We start from the raw sequence: 15,337 nt of genomic DNA on the forward strand, positions 1-15,337 counted from the left end.
GCCTGCTCGCGATAGCGGTGTGTCAGTCACATAGATGTTGGCTGGACGAACGCTATCGCGAGCAGGCTCACTCCTACAGTTGGATTTGTGGTGGGTCAGATACCCTGGCTACGCAGCCACGCCATCAACTGCGGCAACGGCAACGCGCCACTCTGCCGCGCCAGCTCTTTGCCGTTCTTGAACAGAATCAAACTCGGAATCGAGCGAATCCCCAACTGCGCAGCCGCTTTGACCTCAGCGAAGGCAACTGTTTTTTTCGAGCTAACCAACCCCCTGTGGGAGCGAGCTTGCTCGCGAAAGCGTCAGTTCAGTCGACATCTCCGTTGACTGATCCAACGCTTTCGCGAGCAAGCCCGCTCCCACATGGGGTTCAGTGGTGGGTCAGATACCCTGGCTACGCAGCCACGCCAGCAACTGCGGCAACGGCAACGCGCCACTCTGCCGCGCCAGCTCTTTGCCGTTCTTGAACAGAATCAAACTCGGAATCGAGCGAATCCCCAACTGCGCCGACAACTGCTGATTCGCCTCACTATCCAGCTTGGCCAACCGGCACTTGCCCGCCAACTGCGCCGCCGCCTGCTCGAACACCGGCGCAAACGACTTGCACGGCCCACACCACTCCGCCCAGACATCCACCAGCAACGGCAGATCACCCTTGATCTGACTGGCGTAATCGCCTTGCTTGAGTTCGAAGGGTTTGCTCAATAGCACCGGGGATTTGCAGCGACCGCATTTCGGTTGATCGGCGAGGCGCTCGGACGGGATGCGGTTGAGGCCGTTGCAGGCGGGGCAGGGGATGAGGAGTGGGTTGGTCATGAGTGAATTCCGCAAGTGAGCTGATAACACCTAGTTGGAGACGTTTGCTCATATTTTCAATCGTGCAGACTCTCGCGTTGTGCCTAGGCTGAAAGCGATCAGGCGAGCCCGCTGGTCTGCTCAGCTGTATCGCAACTTGCGATATTTTTGGTTTGTGATTAACTCCCCATAGCAGAATGCGATAAGGATGTTGCATGCATGTGTTTAGTGAAAAACCCATTCGAGTGGCCAGGGAAAAATGGCCTCAGGCGGCAAGCGCGCTAGCGCAGTGGTTTCGTTTGGCAAGCAGAAGTTATCCAAAGGACTTCGCGGCAATGAAGTCGATATTTCCTGCGACCGACAAGGTCGGTGATCTCCATGTGTTCGACATTGGAGGCAACAAACTGAGGCTCATCGCCTTTGTCAGTTATCGATCTCAGAGGCTCTACATCAAGCATGTGTTGGACCATCGAGAATACGATCGGGGCAAATGGAAAGAGGGAAAACCATGAGTAGTTTGATCAAGACGGTTGCTGAGCACTGGGAGTTTGTCTCTCCATTGCTTCGCAAACCGAAGAACGAAGAGGATTACGATGCGTTGGTGCTGGCAGTCGACGAGATCCTCGAAATAACCGGCGATGACGAGTCGCATCCACTCACGAGTCTGGTGGATATCATCACTGACTGGATTGCGGAATGGGATCGCACGCATCACCCCATGGCCGAGGCAAGTGGCGAAGAGGTCCTCGGCTACATGATGCGCGAACATGGACTGACCCAGAGCGACCTGCCGGGTGTCGGTACCCAATCTGTCGTTTCCGAAATTCTGAACGGCAAGCGCAAGTTGAACCTGCGGCAGGTCCGCTGGTTGGCGGACCACTTCAAGGTGCCTGTAGACGTCTTTATCTAGCTTGCCTCACGAAGAACAACTAATCTCCAAATGCTTCCCCCACTCCGGAGGCCGCTCGGCATAACTTTCCATCCCCGGCTGCTCCTCAAACGGTTTGCTCAGCACCGCGTGCAGTCGGCGTACCTCTGAGTAATCCCCTTGCTCCGCCGCGTCGATAGCTTTTTGCGCCAAATAATTACGCAGGATGTACAGCGGGTTAACCGAGTGCATCTGCGCGCGGCGCTGTTCTTGATCGGCAGCGCCGTCGCGGGCAACCCGGGCGATGTAGCGTTCGCCCCAGGCGTCGAAGCCTTTGATGTCGACGAAGTCGTCGCGCAACTGAGCGACTGCCTGCTGAGGTGAGTCCTCGCCAAGTCGACGGAAGAACAGCGTGTAGTCGACGCCGCTGTTCTGCATCAGTTGCAGCAGATCTTCGAGCAGTTTCTGGTCGTCGTCTTCTGCGCTGGTGAAGCCGAAGCGGCGGCGCATCAGGTCGAGGTAGTGCGCCTGGAACAGTGGCAGGTACAAGCCGAGGGTTTCGCGCAGGGCTTCGACGCTGATGAATGGCGTCAGTGCCTGGGCCAATGCGCTGAGGTTCCACTGGCCGACCGGCACCTGATTGCTGAACGAGTAGCGGCCCTGATCATCCGAGTGGTTGCAGATGAAGTTAGCGTCGAAGTCGTCGAGGAAGGCGAACGGGCCGAAGTCGAAGGTGATGCCGAGGATCGACATGTTGTCGGTGTTCATTACCCCGTGGCAGAAGCCGTAGGCTTGCCATTTGGCGATCAGTTCGGCGTTGCGCTCGACGATCTCGCGGAACATCGCCAGATACGGTTCCGGCTGCTCAAGGCATTCCGGGAAATGCATGGCCAGCACGTGCTCGCCGAGTGCTTTCTGCTGTTCGGGGCGTTTGGTGTAATAGAAATATTCGAAGTGGCCGAAGCGGATATGGCTCGGCGCCAGACGCAGCACCATCGCCGCGCGTTCCTGTTTTTCGCGCCAGACCGGGGTGTCGGAGCCGATCACGCAGGCTGCGCGCGAGGAAGGAATGTTCAGCCCGAACAGCGCTTCAGAGGCGAGGAACTCGCGGATCGACGAGCGCAGCACCGCGCGACCATCGCCCATACGCGAAAACGGCGTCTGACCAGCGCCCTTGAGATGCAAGTCCCAATGCTCGCCCGCTGCGTTGTAGACCTCGCCCAGCAACAAGCCGCGACCATCGCCCAGTTGCGGCGTGTAGCCACCGAATTGATGCCCGGAATAGACCATCGCGCGCGGCTCGGCATCGGCCCACAGCTTATGGCCGCCAAACAGTTCGGCAAATTCCTGAGTTTCTGCGGTGGCTGGATCGAGATCCAGCAGGGCCAGCGCCGCCGGGCTGGCAACGACCAGACGCGGATTGTCGATCGGCTCGGGCAGCACGTGGGCGGAAAACGCGTCACCGAGGCGGGCGAAGCGATTGTCGAAGGTCAGTTCGTCGAGGGCTTTCAAGGGCCTGCTCCAGCAGAATGTCCGAGCATTCTGCTGGGAATAGACCGGTTAGTCGAGTTTGGCCGGCGGCGGCTCTTGCAGCGGTTTCTGATCGTCGGCGACCGGCACGATGGTTTTCGTCTCCGGTTCGATCGGCACCATCTTGTATTCCTGACCGTGCAGATTCTTCAGGTACACCTCCATCTGCCGGAACGAGATGTTGATGTGCTGCTTCTTGAACTCGCGGTTGATGAAGCGGTTGACCTCATCGAGCACCGGGTTACGGTCACCGAGGTCGCGCACGTGCATGCGCAACTCATGGTCGAGGGTGCTTTCGCCGAAGTTGAGGAAGTACACGTGCGGCTCGGGTTCCTTGAGCACGCGCGGGTTCTCGCGGGCAGCCTTGAGCAGCAATTCCTTGACCAGATCAAGATCAGAGCCGTAATCGACGCCGAGCTTCAGCGTGACGCGGGTGATGGTGTCGGTCAGCGACCAGTTGATCAGTTGCCCGGTAATGAACGTCTTGTTCGGGACAATGATGTCCTTGCGGTCGAAGTCGGTGATGGTCGTGGCGCGGATGCGGATCTTGCTCACCGTGCCCGACAGGTTGCCGATGGTGATGGTGTCACCAATGCGCACCGGGCGTTCGAAGAGGATCATGATGCCGGAGATGAAGTTCGCGAAGATCTCCTGCATACCGAAACCGAGGCCGACCGACAGCGCCGCCACCAGCCATTGCAACTTGTCCCAACTGACGCCGAGGGTCGACAGCGTCGAGACGAAACCGACACCGGCGATCACGTAGGACAGCAGCGTCGTGGTCGCGTAAGCACTGCCCTGCGCCAGATTGAGCTTGGACAGCACGAACACTTCAAGCAGACCCGGCAAGTTGCGCGCGAGGGCGAAGGTAATGCCGATGATGATCAACGCGCCGAGCATGTCGCCGATGCTGATCGGCACCATGCTCATGTTGGCGCCGGTGCCGCTGGTGTATTCGTAGAGGGTGATGTTGTCGAGGTACGAGAACACCGAAATCAGATCCGACCAGACCCAATACAGCGCCGCGATAAAGCCGCCGAGCAGGGCCAGACGGATCAGGCGCAGCGACTGTTCGTTGACCTTTTCGATGTCCAGGGTCGGTTCTTCGATCACCGCTTCGCCGTCGCCGGCCTCTTTCGCTGCCTGCCGTTTGGCCAGCGCACGCTGGTAGGCCAGGCGCCGTGCGGCAACGCTCAGGCCACGAACGAAAGTGGCTTCGATCACCAGCCAGAACATCAGCAGGTACAGGGTGTTGATCAAGCGGTCGCTGAGTTTCAGCGCGGTGTAGTAGTAGCCGAAGCACACCGCGACGAACAGGGCGATCGGCAGCACCGTGAACATCACGCCGACGGCTTTGCGGAACAGCGAAGTGTTTTCGTGGGCCGGGCTGCTGATCAGCAGGCGGCTGAGCAACCACGCCATCAAGGCGTAGCAAGTCAGTACCACCGGCATGCCGAGCACGTCGTCGGCGAGTGCCGCCGGTTGCAGTTCGGCAACAGCGACAATCGTTACCAATGCCATGACCACCAGACCGAGCCGGCGGATCCAGCCGCGCAGGAATTCAACCTGCGGTTTCTCCCAACGGAAATGCAGTTCAGCCACGCCGGCCGGCGCGAGAATCCGGTACGCGGTGTAAAACACCAGCCACGCCTGCGCCATTTGCAGCAGCGCCGCGCCCATGTTGGCGTTCTGTCCGCGTGCGTCGATCTGCAAGGCCAGACCACATAGGGCCAGCGCTAACGCGACCGGCATCGCCAACAGAATGTTGATCAGGATCGCTTGCGGCGTGTGCCACTGGCTGTCGCGTTTGAAGTGACCGATGTCCTGGTGAACCTTGTTCAGGCGCCCGTAGAGACTTTTGCGGCGCCACAACAAGGCACCGATCAGCAGCGCCAACGGCAGGAACAGCAGTGGTCGCTGGGTCAGACCATCAGTCAATTCGCTGAGGCTTGAAGCCCACGGCAGTGTGTCGACCTGACGCTTGAGGCGCTCCGGCACGCTGCGCATCCACTCCAGATCCAGCGGCTTGTTGCTCGGAATCCAGAACATCTGCTCATCGAGGGTCGCGCGCAGGCTTTGCGCGGTGCTCAGCAGTTGTTTCTGATTGAGCTGCAGGGTGATCGATTCGTTGAGCACCGCGCTCAGTTCGCGGTTCAGCCGCTCCAGCAGGTCGGCGCGGGTGTTGGCCAGATCCAGCAGGCTTTTGCGCAGTTGCGGGGTGACTTGTTCCGGCGGCTGCGTGGCGAGCAGGTTGTCGACGTAGGTGGTCGGACTGCTGAGCAGTTCGCGCTGTTGGCTGACTTCAAACTGATACAGACGAATGTCAGCGATCTGATCGGCGAGGTCGCGGTCGACCTTCAGGCGCGGCAGGGCCTGCTTCTGTTTATAGAGAATCTTCGACAGCAGCAGGCTGCCCTTGAGCACGTTGATCTGCTCGTCGAGGGCGGAATCGCTTTGGGTCAGGCTGTCGAGTTGTTGTTTGGTCTGCAGATTCTGCTGGGTGACTTCGTTGAGGCGGTCGGTGCTTTTCAGCAGGTAGTCGGAGAGCTTGAGGTTGGCCGTGCTTTCGCTGGCGAGCAGGCTGCTGCCGCCGGCCTTCTGCGCTTCGATCGATTGCTGGGTCACGGTTTCCTGCGACTGCGCCAGACGCTTCTGGTTGATCAGGGTCTGCAGCTCCTGAATCTCGCGGTCGAGGCGGTCGGATTTTTCCGAGAGCAAGTCATGCTGGGCGTTGCCGAGATCCTGCAACTGGCTGTTGCCGGCCAGCTCCTGACGGCGCAACGGGATCAGCGCGTTCAGCGCGGCGAGTTCGGCGTTCAACTGGTCGCGCTGCTCGGCGCTGACGGATTTGCCCGCGTCCTTGCCGGACTTGAGGATGTTGTTGATCTGCTGAATGCGCGTCTGGCTGGCGGAGATTTCCGCCTGAGCGCGCTCCGGGCGCGTCTGCGCGGTGATGATCAGGCTGTTGGCGTCGGCCAGGGCTTTTTGCAGATCACTTTGCTGGGTGGAGCGGTCGGTGAGGATCTGCTCCAGTTGCGTGATCGATTCGCGGGGGAAACGCTGCGCCACCGGCACCACGGTCGTGGCTTTGAGGCGCGTCAGTTCGCGGGCGTTTTCGATGGTCTGCTTGGGCGCGGTCGCCAGTTGCTGCTTGAGGTCGATCAGTTTCTGCTCGTAATCACGCTGATTGTTCAACTGATTGAGCGTGTTCTGCAGGACGGTTTGCAGGGTCTTTTTGTCGGCATCCGGCAGTTTGCTGTCGGCAAGTTTGTCCAGGCTGGCCTGGACGGCATCGCTGGACGGTGGTTCGGCGGCATACAGCGGGCCGACAGTAAGACTCAGGCCCAGCAGGGCCGCGGCGAAAAAGGAGCGCAGGGTAGGCATAGAGACCGGTCAAGCAAGTGATAGTGGACGCAGTTTAGAGGAAGAGTCCGGGGCCCGGGCGACTTCCTTCGGGGAATCTGACGCCCACTTTGCCGATCTTGTTCCCGTCCATGACCGCAACCGTCCAGTGGGTGTTGTTCCACTCGACCTGGTCGCCAACGATCGGTGCGCCGCCGACTTTCTGCGCGATGAAGGCGCCCAGAGTCATGTCCGGATCGATGCCTTCGGCCGGTAGGCCATACAGCGCTGCAACCGCTTTAAGCTGGGCGTCTCCTTCGAGCACGAAGTCGCCGAAGAAACGCAGATCGAGACCGCGTTGTGGCGCCTGGCTGAACAGTTTTCCGAGGGCCGGCAAGTTGTGTTCATGGCCGATAACACACAGCAAATCATCGACTTCCAGCACCGTACTACCCGACGGATGGAGCAGTTGCTGGCCACGAAACAGGGCAGCGATGCGGGTGCCTTCGGGCATTTTCAGCTCACGCAGGGGTGAACCGATGCACCATTTCTCCGCGCCGAGCTTATAAACGAACAGCTCCCACTCGCTGGTGACATGGACTTCCAGCGCCGCCCGGGAAATCGGCGCAGGCTCCGGCGGCACCGTCACCTTCAACAATTTGGCGACCCACGGCAGGCTTGTGCCCTGCACCAACAGCGACACCAGCACGATAAAGAAGGCGAGGTTGAAGTACAGCTGCGCATTCGGCAGCCCGGCCATCAGCGGGAACACCGCCAGAATGATCGGTACCGCGCCGCGCAGGCCAACCCAGGAAATAAAGGCTTTTTCACGGCCATGGAAGGCTTTGAACGGCAGCAGACCGACCATCACCGACAGCGGTCGCGCGAACAGAATCATCCATAGCGCCAGACCGAGGGCGGGCAGGGCGATCGGCAGCAAATCATGCGGCGTCACCAGCAGCCCCAGCACAAGGAACATGCCGATCTGCGCCAGCCACGCCATGCCGTCGAGCATGTGCAGAATGCCGTGACGGCTGCGCACCGGGCGGTTGCCGATCACCAGACCGCACAGATACACCGCGAGGAAACCGCTGCCGTGCAAGGCGTTGGTCAACGCGAACACCACCAGACCGCCGGCAATGACCAGAATCGGATAGAGGCCGTTGGCCAGATTGATGCGGTTGACCAATTGCAGCATGACCCAGCCGCCACCGAGACCGATCACGCCACCGATGCCGAACTCGCGGATCAGGTGGGTCAGCAGGCTCCAGTGCAGGCCGGTCTGGCCGCTGGCGAGCATGTCGATCAGGGTCACGGTGAGAAACACCGCCATCGGGTCGTTGCTGCCGGATTCGATTTCCAGGCTGGCCGTAACCCGTTCGTTCAGGCCTTTGCCGCCGAGCAAGGAGAACACCGCTGCGGCGTCCGTCGAGCCGACGATGGCGCCGATGAGCAGGCCTTGGATCAGGTTCAGGTCGAACAGCCATGCGGCGGCCATGCCGGTCAGCCCGGTGGTGATCAACACCCCGACCGTCGCCAGCGATAACGCCGGCCACAACGCCACGCGGAAACTCGAGACCCGTGTGCGCAAGCCGCCGTCGAGGAGGATCACCGCGAGTGCGAGGTTGCCGACCAGATAGGCCGTTGGGTAGTTATCGAAAATAATCCCGCCGCCATCAACCCCGGCGGCCATGCCGACTGCGAGGATAATGACCAGAATCGGGATGCCGAGACGGGAGGAGAGTGAGCTGACGAGAATGCTTGCACCTACCAGCAACGCGCCGATCAAGAACAGGCTGTTGATGGTCGTCGCATTCAAAGGCAGTACTCCAGAAGCGTAAAGACGGGCACAAACTGACCATGCAGTCTGCGTGCCAGCGATTCTAACCTGTTGAAATGTGATGCTGTCAAAAAAACCCTCACCCTAGCCCTCTCCCAGAGGGAGAGGGGACTGACCGAGGTGTCTGTTCGACGTACGCCGACTTGCAATATCGAGTCGAACTCAAAATCTGAAAGGCCCCCAATCTGCTCCCTTTCCCCCTCTCCCTCTGGGAGAGGGCTGGGGTGAGGGTGCTTTTGCTTTTGATCAGTGAGTCAGAGGCTAAACCGCCCAACCATGTTGTTCAGATCCAGCGCCAGCCGCGACAGCTCATTACTCGCCGCGCTCGTCTGATTGGCCCCGGTCGCTGATTGCACCGACAAATCCCGAATATTCACCAAGTTACGATCGACCTCGCGCGCCACCTGCGCCTGCTCTTCCGCCGCGCTGGCGATCACCAGGTTGCGCTCGTTAATTTCAACAATGGCAGTGTTGATCGTATCCAGTGACATCCCCGCGCCGCGAGCAATGTTCAACGTCGACTCCGCGCGTTCGGTGCTGTTGCGCATCGAATCCACCGCGTGTTCGGTGCCGCTCTGAATGCTGCCGATCATCCGCTCGATTTCACTGGTCGACTGCTGCGTGCGATGCGCCAAGGCGCGCACTTCATCGGCCACCACCGCAAACCCACGACCCGCTTCACCAGCACGCGCCGCTTCAATCGCCGCGTTCAGCGCCAGCAGGTTGGTCTGATCCGCCAGACCACGAATCACATCCAGCACCTTGCCGATGTCACGGGATTCATTGGCCAGATCACCGATCAACGATGCTGTGCTCTGCACGTCGGCGCTCATGCGTTCGATGGCGCTGACGGTTTCCTGCACCAGATCACGGCCATCGCCGGCCGAGGTCGTGGCGTTCTTCGAGGCTTCCGAGGTGCTCACCGCGTTGCGCGCAACTTCTTCCACGGCGCTGGTCATTTCGTTGACCGCGGTGGCCGCTTGTTCGATTTCGTTGTTCTGCTGCACCAGGCCGCGTGCGCTTTCGTCGGTGACGCTGTTGAGTTCTTCCGCTGCCGACGCCAGTTGCGTGGCCGACCCGGAAATCCGCTGCAAAGTGTCACGCAGCTTCGATTGCATCTTCGCCATCGCTGCCAGCAAGCGCCCGGCTTCGTCGCTGCCATCGACCTGAATCGGCTGCGTCAGGTTGCCTTCAGCGATGGTTTCTGCGGCTTCCAGTGCCTTGGCGATTGGCTTGGTAATGCTGGCGGTCAGCAACCAGGCGAACAACAACGTCAGCCCAGTCGCAATCACCAGCAGGGTGACCACCAGGTCGAACGCCGAAGAATATTGATCCGCCGCTTGCTGATTGGTGTCGACGGTTTGCCGGGTATTGATCTCCAGCAAACGGTTGAGCACGGTGTTGACCGCTTCGGAGTTGGTCAGCAAGTCGGTGTTGAGCAGGTTGCGCAGTTCATCCACCTGATTGTTGCGCGACAGGGTTCTCATCCGGTCTTCGATCTGGCGGTACTGGCTCAGCAACTGCACATATTGATCGTACGCCGCACGTTCGTCGGGGCTGCTGATAAACGGCTCGTAATCGCTCTGGGCCTTGCGGATCTGCTGGTTGCGCATGTCCAGCAAGTCCATGGTTTTCTGCTGCACGTCCGGTTCGCGGTTGACCAGCAAACGGTACGACAGCACCCGCAGGCGCAGGGTCAGTTGGGTGAATTCGTCGAGGCTCTTGATGCTCGGCACGCTGCTGTTGGTGATGTCTTCGGTGGCGCCGCGAATTTTGCTCATCTGATTGAGCGCGAATACGCCGAGGATCAACATCAATGCGCCAATCAGGGCGAAACCGGTGAACGCCCGCGGGGCGATGTTCATATTGCGAAGGGACATGGAGGGTACCGAGAAGGGCCGCATCCATGCGGGCTAAAACTGCTGAATGGATGACTTATCGGTCATGCGACTAAAGTCTTGAGGGGCTGCGCGTATTTGTCGCAGAGGGCGCTCGGCGACGAAGTGCAGGAACAAGATCGGCAAATCACAGTCTTTAAAGCTCGCGGGAACGCTCGCCCGCCAGGAAAATCAAGGCCTTGCGCCGGTTTAACCCTGGCATCCGTGGTGACTTTTCTTTATCGTACGCGCCCTTTGAAAATGCCTGGAAGATCAAAATGTTGGAAGCATCCCTCAGCCAATTGGAACAGCTCGTCAGCGACCTGGTGCAGCAGAACCAGACCCTCGCGCAAACCAATCAGAACCTGTCCACCGAACTGGCTCAGGCCAAGGATGAAAACGAAAGCCTGCAACTGAGCCTGATGGAACAGGAAGAAAAGCACGGCACCACCGCCGCCCGCATTCAGGCGCTGGTTGATCGCGTCAACGCCGGTCCCGTCAGCGCATGAACCACGGCACAGCAGGGGTAAAAGTCATCTCCATTCTCGGGGAGGACTATTCGATCAAGGCACCGGCCGGGGAAGAACAGACCCTGCTGGACGCAGCATTGATGCTTAAAGCCGCTTTGGCCGACACCAAACGCAAATACCCGACGCTGATCGGTGATCGCTTGCTGGTGCTGGCCGCGATGAATCTGTGCTCGCAGCAGATCGACATGAAGAAGCAGCATCAGGAAGAACTCGACCGTTACCAAGAGCAAGTCAGCGCCACGGTCGACACCATCGCCAAGACCATCAATCAGGGTTGACGGCGTTGCGCACAACCAAAGAATAGATTGTCGATCGGGTTGTATACAATCGGCACGGCTGTTGCATTGCTTCCGCCACTTATTCTTTGGGGGTGCTCCATGCAGTTGTGGCGACGCAGTATCCAATGGCAACTGATCCTCAGCATGGGCACCGCTCTGCTGGTCAGTATCCTGATCGTGGTTGGCATTTATACCCTGGTGGTCAACCGTCTCGCCCAGAGCTATCTGGTCGAACAAGCCTTGCCGTCGAGCATTGAAGCGACGCGCAACGACATCGAACGCATCCTCGTCCAGCCCCTTACCGCCGCGAAAGACATCGCCAGCAACACCATGGTGCGTGACTGGTTGGCGTCTGGCGAAGACAACAGCAAAACGGCGGGCTTCGCGCAGTATCTGGAAGGCATCCGCGCCGAACACAAGGCTTTTACGGCTTTGATCATCGGCACCGAATCCAATCATTACATCACCGAAAAAGGCCTGGATCGCACCCTCAGTCGAACCAAGCCGGCCGATGCCTGGTTCTATTCCTTCCTCGACAGCAACCAGTCGCGCACCCTCAATATCGACAACGATGGCGCCACCGGAGAATTGGCACTGTTTATCGATTTGAAGGTGGAGCAGGCTGGCAAAGTGGTCGGTGTGGCCGGTCTCGGGCTGAGCATGAAAGAGCTGTCGGAGCTGATTCACAACTTCAGCTTCGGCGAGCGCGGCAAGGTCTATCTCGTGCGTTCCGACGGTTTGATTCAGGTGCATCCTGAAGCGCAGTTCAGTGGCAAACGCACGCTTACGGAGCAGATTGGTGCTGCGGCGGCGCAAGCGGTCATGGGTCAAAAAATTGCCGCGAACAGTAGCTTCCAGCGCGATGGCGAAGACTATCTGGCCTTCAGCCTGCCGTTGCGTGATTTGGGCTGGACGCTGGTGGCCGAAGTGCCGCAATCGCAAATCTACGCCGAAGCGCGCAAAGCGATGTGGATGAGTGGCGGCATCGGTCTGGCTGTAGCGCTGGTGTGCCTGGCCTTGGTGGTGTGGCTGGCGCGCGGGCTGGTGCGACCGATTCGTCAGGTAACAGCGGCGCTGGTAGCAATCGGTAGCGGCGGGGGAGATTTGACCCATCGGTTAGATTCCAGCCGTGCTGATGAGCTGGGTGATCTGGCGCGCGGCTTCAACCGCTTCCTCGACAGTCAGCGCGGAATGATCGCGGAAGTGCTGACCACCAGCGAGCGTCTGCGCACGGCGGTGGGGCAAGTGGCGAAGGTAGTTGAGAACACTGCCGAGCGCTCCGGTCGTCAGCAGGAAATGACTGACATGGTTGCCACCGCGGTTCACGAGATGGGCCTGACGGTTCAGGAAATTGCGCAGAACGCCGGCAACGCGGCGCTCGCTTCGCAGACTGCGCGGGATGAGGCGATGCAGGCGCGGGAAGATGTTGGCGGGTCGATCCGGCATATCGAAAGCATGTCGGACGAAATTGGCCTGGCGGCGGGCGCAGTGAGTGAACTGGCGCATCAAGTGGCATCGATTGACTCGGTGTTGGCGGTGATTCGCGGGGTGTCTGAGCAGACGAATTTGCTGGCGCTGAACGCGGCCATTGAAGCGGCGCGCGCCGGGGATATGGGGCGTGGGTTTGCCGTTGTTGCTGATGAAGTGCGCACGTTGGCGCGGCGGACTCAGGCCTCCACTGACGAGATTCAGCAAATGATCGGCAGCCTCAAGCAGGGCGCGGAGAACGCGGTGTCGTCAATGCGTACCGGGCAAGCGGCGACGGGGACCGGGGTTGAGTCGAGTCAGCGTACGGGCGCGTCTTTGACCGCGATTACCGGGCAGGTCGAGCGCATCAGCGACATGAACCATCAGGTGGCGACGGCGACCGAGGAGCAGTCGGCGGTGACGGAGGAGATCAACCGCAACGTGCAGGGGATTTCTGATCTGGCGCGGGCGACGGCGGGGGAGGTTCGCGCTTGTCGCGAGGATTGTCAGATGCTGCAGAAACTGGCGGATGATTTGGCGCGGCAGATGGGTGGGTTCAGGTTGAGTTGAGTGTTTATGGCTGACAAGCCCCTCACCCTAGCCCTCTCCCGGAGGGAGAGGGGACTGACCGAGGTGTCTTTTGCTATACATCGACCTGAAAACGCCAGTCGATTATGGATTCGGTGAGCCTCTTTCAGGTCGATGGAGTATTCAAGCATCCCCCGGTCGGCCCCTCTCCCTCCGGGAGAGGGCTGGGGTGAGGGTAAGTTTTTAAAACCACGCATCCTGCATCGCTAGGCACGTATCATCCCGCGCCTCCAGCAACGCCAATTCATGGTGGCAACCCGGCACTTCCCACGTCAGAAAATACCGCGCCGCCTGCAACTTGCCTTTATAGAAGTCAGCATCGGCCGCATTGCCCTTGTCCAAGCCTTCCTCCGCACGAATCGCCTGTTCCAGCCAGCGCCAGCCAATTACCGCGTGCCCAAATACCTTCAGGTACAGCGCCGAGTTCGCCAGACTGCTGTTGACCTTGCCCTGCGCCAGATCCGTCAGCAAACCAATGGTCACGGTTTGCAGGCGTGCTACCAGTTTTTCCAGTGGCTCACGCAGTGCTGTCAGCGAATCGTGCGCAGTCGAGCGTTCGGCCGTATTGGCAATCAGGCGAATCAGCTGCTTCAGCCCCGCGCCGCCGTTCTGCGCCAACTTACGCCCAAGCAAGTCCAGCGACTGAATGCCGTGGGTGCCTTCATGGATCGGGTTCAGACGGTTGTCGCGGTAGTACTGCTCGACCGGATACTCACGGGTGTAACCGTGACCGCCAAGAATCTGGATCGCCAGTTCGTTGGCTTTCAGGCAGAACTCCGATGGCCAGGATTTGACGATTGGCGTTAGCAAATCCAGCAATTCCTGCGCTTGTTTACGCTCGGTTTCGCTTTCAAGCGTCGTGGTGTCATCGAACAGGCGAGCGGCGTACAAGCCGAGGTCAAATGCCCCTTCGACGTAGGATTTTTGCGTCAGCAGCATGCGTCTTACGTCGGCGTGCTGAATGATCGCCACCGGCGCGGTAGTCGGATCCTTGCTGTCCGGCACTCGACCTTGCGGACGTTCGCGGGCGTACTCCAGCGAGTACAGATAACCCGCATAACCAAGCATCACTGCGCCCATGCCGACACCGATCCGCGCCTCGTTCATCATCTGGAACATGTAGCTCAAACCGCGATGTGGTTCGCCGACCAGATAGCCGACACACTCGCCGTTATCGCCGAAGTTCAGTGCGGTGGAGGTGGTGCCGCGCCAGCCCATCTTGTGGAACAACCCGGCCAGCAGCACGTCGTTGCGTGGGCCGAGGCTGCCGTCATCGTTGACCAGAAACTTTGGCACGATGAACAGCGAAATGCCTTTCACCCCCGGCGGCGCGTCCGGCAGTTTGGCCAGCACCATGTGTACGATGTTTTCCGAGAGCGGGTGATCGCCGCCGGAAATGAAAATCTTGTTGCCCTTGAGGCGATAGGTGCCGTCAGACGCCGGTTCGGCGCGTGTACGAATATCCGACAGGGATGAGCCGGCATGCGGTTCGGTCAAAGCCATGGTGCCGAAGAAGCGGCCGTCGATCATCGGTTGCAGGAAGCGCTGCTTTTGCTCTTCAGTGCCGAAGCTTTCGATCAGGTTCGCCGCGCCCATGGTCAGGAACGGGTACGAGGTCGAAGCAGCGTTGGCCGACTGGAAATGCGCGAAGCAGGCTTGCGACAGCAATGTAGGAAGTTGCATGCCGCCGGCGTCGAAACTTCTCGCGGCGTTGAGGAATCCGGCTTCAAGGAAGGCATCCACCGCCGGTTTTACCTCGGGAATCAAAATCGCCTTGCCGTCCTCGTAGCGCGGCTCGTTTTCGTCGCCTTTGCGGTTGTGCGGGGCGAAGTATTTCTCGGCGATATTGCGCGCGGTGCCGATGGCAGCGTCGAAGGTCTCGCGGTTGTGTTCGGCAAAGCGCTCACGCCGGGTCAGGCCCTCGGCATCGAGGACTTCATACAGCTCGAAAGCCAGATTGCGGGAACTGAGCAGCGTCTCGGACATGGCGGCCTACCTGAAATTGGGGTTGGGCCGAGTCTAGGCTTGCTGATAAAGGCTGAACAGGATGATTGATGGGCGTGATACAGAAGCAAAAGATCGCAGCCTTCTGTAGGAGCTGCCGAAGGCTGCGATCTTTTGATCTTTTGATCTTTTGATCTTTTGTAGGAGTGAGCCTGCTCGCGATAGCGGTGTGTCAGTCAAACAAATGTGTCTGATAGATAGCTATCGCGAGCAGGCTC

At 59.6% G+C, this 15,337-nt stretch carries 11 protein-coding genes and 1 pseudogene; 5 read left to right on the forward strand and 7 right to left on the reverse strand.

Features of this window, described 5'->3' with window-relative positions; genetic code table 11:
* Window positions 1-95: 95 nt before the first annotated feature.
* Window positions 96-230 (reverse strand): annotated as a pseudogene (locus QMX93_RS25610) (thioredoxin family protein); the annotation flags it as partial.
* Between the two features lie 151 nt (window positions 231-381).
* Window positions 382-816, reverse strand: coding sequence for a thioredoxin TrxC (gene trxC, locus QMX93_RS25615; protein ID WP_282358383.1), 435 nt, complete (start codon window positions 814-816; stop codon window positions 382-384).
* Window positions 817-1,010: 194 nt separating this feature from the next.
* Here trxC and QMX93_RS25620 point away from each other — a divergent pair, with 194 nt between their 5' ends.
* Both QMX93_RS25620 and QMX93_RS25625 read left to right on the forward strand, forming a co-directional pair.
* A complete protein-coding gene (locus tag QMX93_RS25620; protein WP_053116692.1) occupies window positions 1,011-1,307 on the forward strand; it encodes a type II toxin-antitoxin system HigB family toxin in 297 nt (98 codons plus the stop codon).
* On the forward strand, window positions 1,304-1,705 hold the full coding sequence (locus QMX93_RS25625) for a transcriptional regulator (RefSeq protein WP_053116693.1): 402 nt from the start codon (window positions 1,304-1,306) through the stop codon (window positions 1,703-1,705). Before QMX93_RS25620 ends, QMX93_RS25625 begins: the two co-directional genes overlap by 4 nt.
* Window positions 1,706-1,711: 6 nt before the next feature.
* Here QMX93_RS25625 and selO read toward each other — a convergent pair whose 3' ends face one another.
* The 4 genes from selO to QMX93_RS25645 all read right to left on the reverse strand — a co-directional run bounded on the left by selO (window position 1,712) and on the right by QMX93_RS25645 (window position 10,255).
* Complete coding sequence (selO, locus tag QMX93_RS25630; protein WP_282358384.1) at window positions 1,712-3,175, reverse strand: protein adenylyltransferase SelO; 1,464 nt, start codon at window positions 3,173-3,175, stop codon at window positions 1,712-1,714.
* 48 nt (window positions 3,176-3,223) lie between these two features.
* Window positions 3,224-6,577 (reverse strand): mechanosensitive channel MscK, encoded by a 3,354-nt coding sequence (gene mscK, locus QMX93_RS25635; RefSeq protein WP_159811661.1) that lies wholly within the window; start codon window positions 6,575-6,577, stop codon window positions 3,224-3,226.
* A 34-nt stretch (window positions 6,578-6,611) separates the two neighbouring features.
* Window positions 6,612-8,354 carry a potassium/proton antiporter gene (locus tag QMX93_RS25640; RefSeq protein ID WP_212549893.1) on the reverse strand — a complete coding sequence of 581 codons (1,743 nt, stop codon included), beginning with the start codon at window positions 8,352-8,354 and terminating at the stop codon, window positions 6,612-6,614.
* Window positions 8,355-8,629: 275 nt separating this feature from the next.
* Entirely contained in the window at window positions 8,630-10,255 is a 1,626-nt protein-coding gene (locus tag QMX93_RS25645) for a methyl-accepting chemotaxis protein (protein WP_282358385.1), read from the reverse strand.
* Between the two features lie 275 nt (window positions 10,256-10,530).
* Between QMX93_RS25645 and QMX93_RS25650 the strand changes: the two genes are divergently transcribed.
* The 3 genes from QMX93_RS25650 (at window position 10,531) to QMX93_RS25660 (ending at window position 13,097) form a co-directional block, all read left to right on the forward strand.
* Window positions 10,531-10,761 (forward strand): hypothetical protein, encoded by a 231-nt coding sequence (locus QMX93_RS25650; protein ID WP_159811663.1) that lies wholly within the window; start codon window positions 10,531-10,533, stop codon window positions 10,759-10,761.
* Entirely contained in the window at window positions 10,758-11,060 is a 303-nt protein-coding gene (locus tag QMX93_RS25655; RefSeq protein WP_053116699.1) for a cell division protein ZapA, read from the forward strand. Before QMX93_RS25650 ends, QMX93_RS25655 begins: the two co-directional genes overlap by 4 nt.
* A 99-nt stretch (window positions 11,061-11,159) precedes the next feature.
* On the forward strand, window positions 11,160-13,097 hold the full coding sequence (locus tag QMX93_RS25660; RefSeq protein WP_282358386.1) for a methyl-accepting chemotaxis protein: 1,938 nt from the start codon (window positions 11,160-11,162) through the stop codon (window positions 13,095-13,097).
* A 201-nt stretch (window positions 13,098-13,298) separates the two neighbouring features.
* Here QMX93_RS25660 and QMX93_RS25665 read toward each other — a convergent pair whose 3' ends face one another.
* On the reverse strand, window positions 13,299-15,101 hold the full coding sequence (locus tag QMX93_RS25665) for an acyl-CoA dehydrogenase (RefSeq protein ID WP_282358387.1): 1,803 nt from the start codon (window positions 15,099-15,101) through the stop codon (window positions 13,299-13,301).
* Window positions 15,102-15,337: the final 236 nt, after the last annotated feature.

It is taken from the genome of Pseudomonas sp. PS01303 (assembly GCF_029959385.1).
GTDB classification, from domain to species: Bacteria; Pseudomonadota; Gammaproteobacteria; order Pseudomonadales; family Pseudomonadaceae; genus Aquipseudomonas; species Aquipseudomonas rustica.

Excerpts from the sequence above, each read along its gene's own strand:
- QMX93_RS25620 (WP_053116692.1), top strand. The coding sequence starts at position 1,011 with ATGCATGTGTTTAGTGAAAAACCCATTCGAGTGGCCAGGGAAAAATGG.
- QMX93_RS25655 (WP_053116699.1), top strand. The coding sequence starts at position 10,758 with ATGAACCACGGCACAGCAGGGGTAAAAGTCATCTCCATTCTCGGGGAG.
- QMX93_RS25660 (WP_282358386.1), top strand. The coding sequence starts at position 11,160 with ATGCAGTTGTGGCGACGCAGTATCCAATGGCAACTGATCCTCAGCATG.
- mscK (WP_159811661.1), bottom strand. The coding sequence starts at position 6,577 with ATGCCTACCCTGCGCTCCTTTTTCGCCGCGGCCCTGCTGGGCCTGAGT.
- QMX93_RS25645 (WP_282358385.1), bottom strand. The coding sequence starts at position 10,255 with ATGTCCCTTCGCAATATGAACATCGCCCCGCGGGCGTTCACCGGTTTC.
- QMX93_RS25625 (WP_053116693.1), top strand. The coding sequence starts at position 1,304 with ATGAGTAGTTTGATCAAGACGGTTGCTGAGCACTGGGAGTTTGTCTCT.
- trxC (WP_282358383.1), bottom strand. The coding sequence starts at position 816 with ATGACCAACCCACTCCTCATCCCCTGCCCCGCCTGCAACGGCCTCAAC.
- QMX93_RS25665 (WP_282358387.1), bottom strand. The coding sequence starts at position 15,101 with ATGTCCGAGACGCTGCTCAGTTCCCGCAATCTGGCTTTCGAGCTGTAT.
- QMX93_RS25650 (WP_159811663.1), top strand. The coding sequence starts at position 10,531 with ATGTTGGAAGCATCCCTCAGCCAATTGGAACAGCTCGTCAGCGACCTG.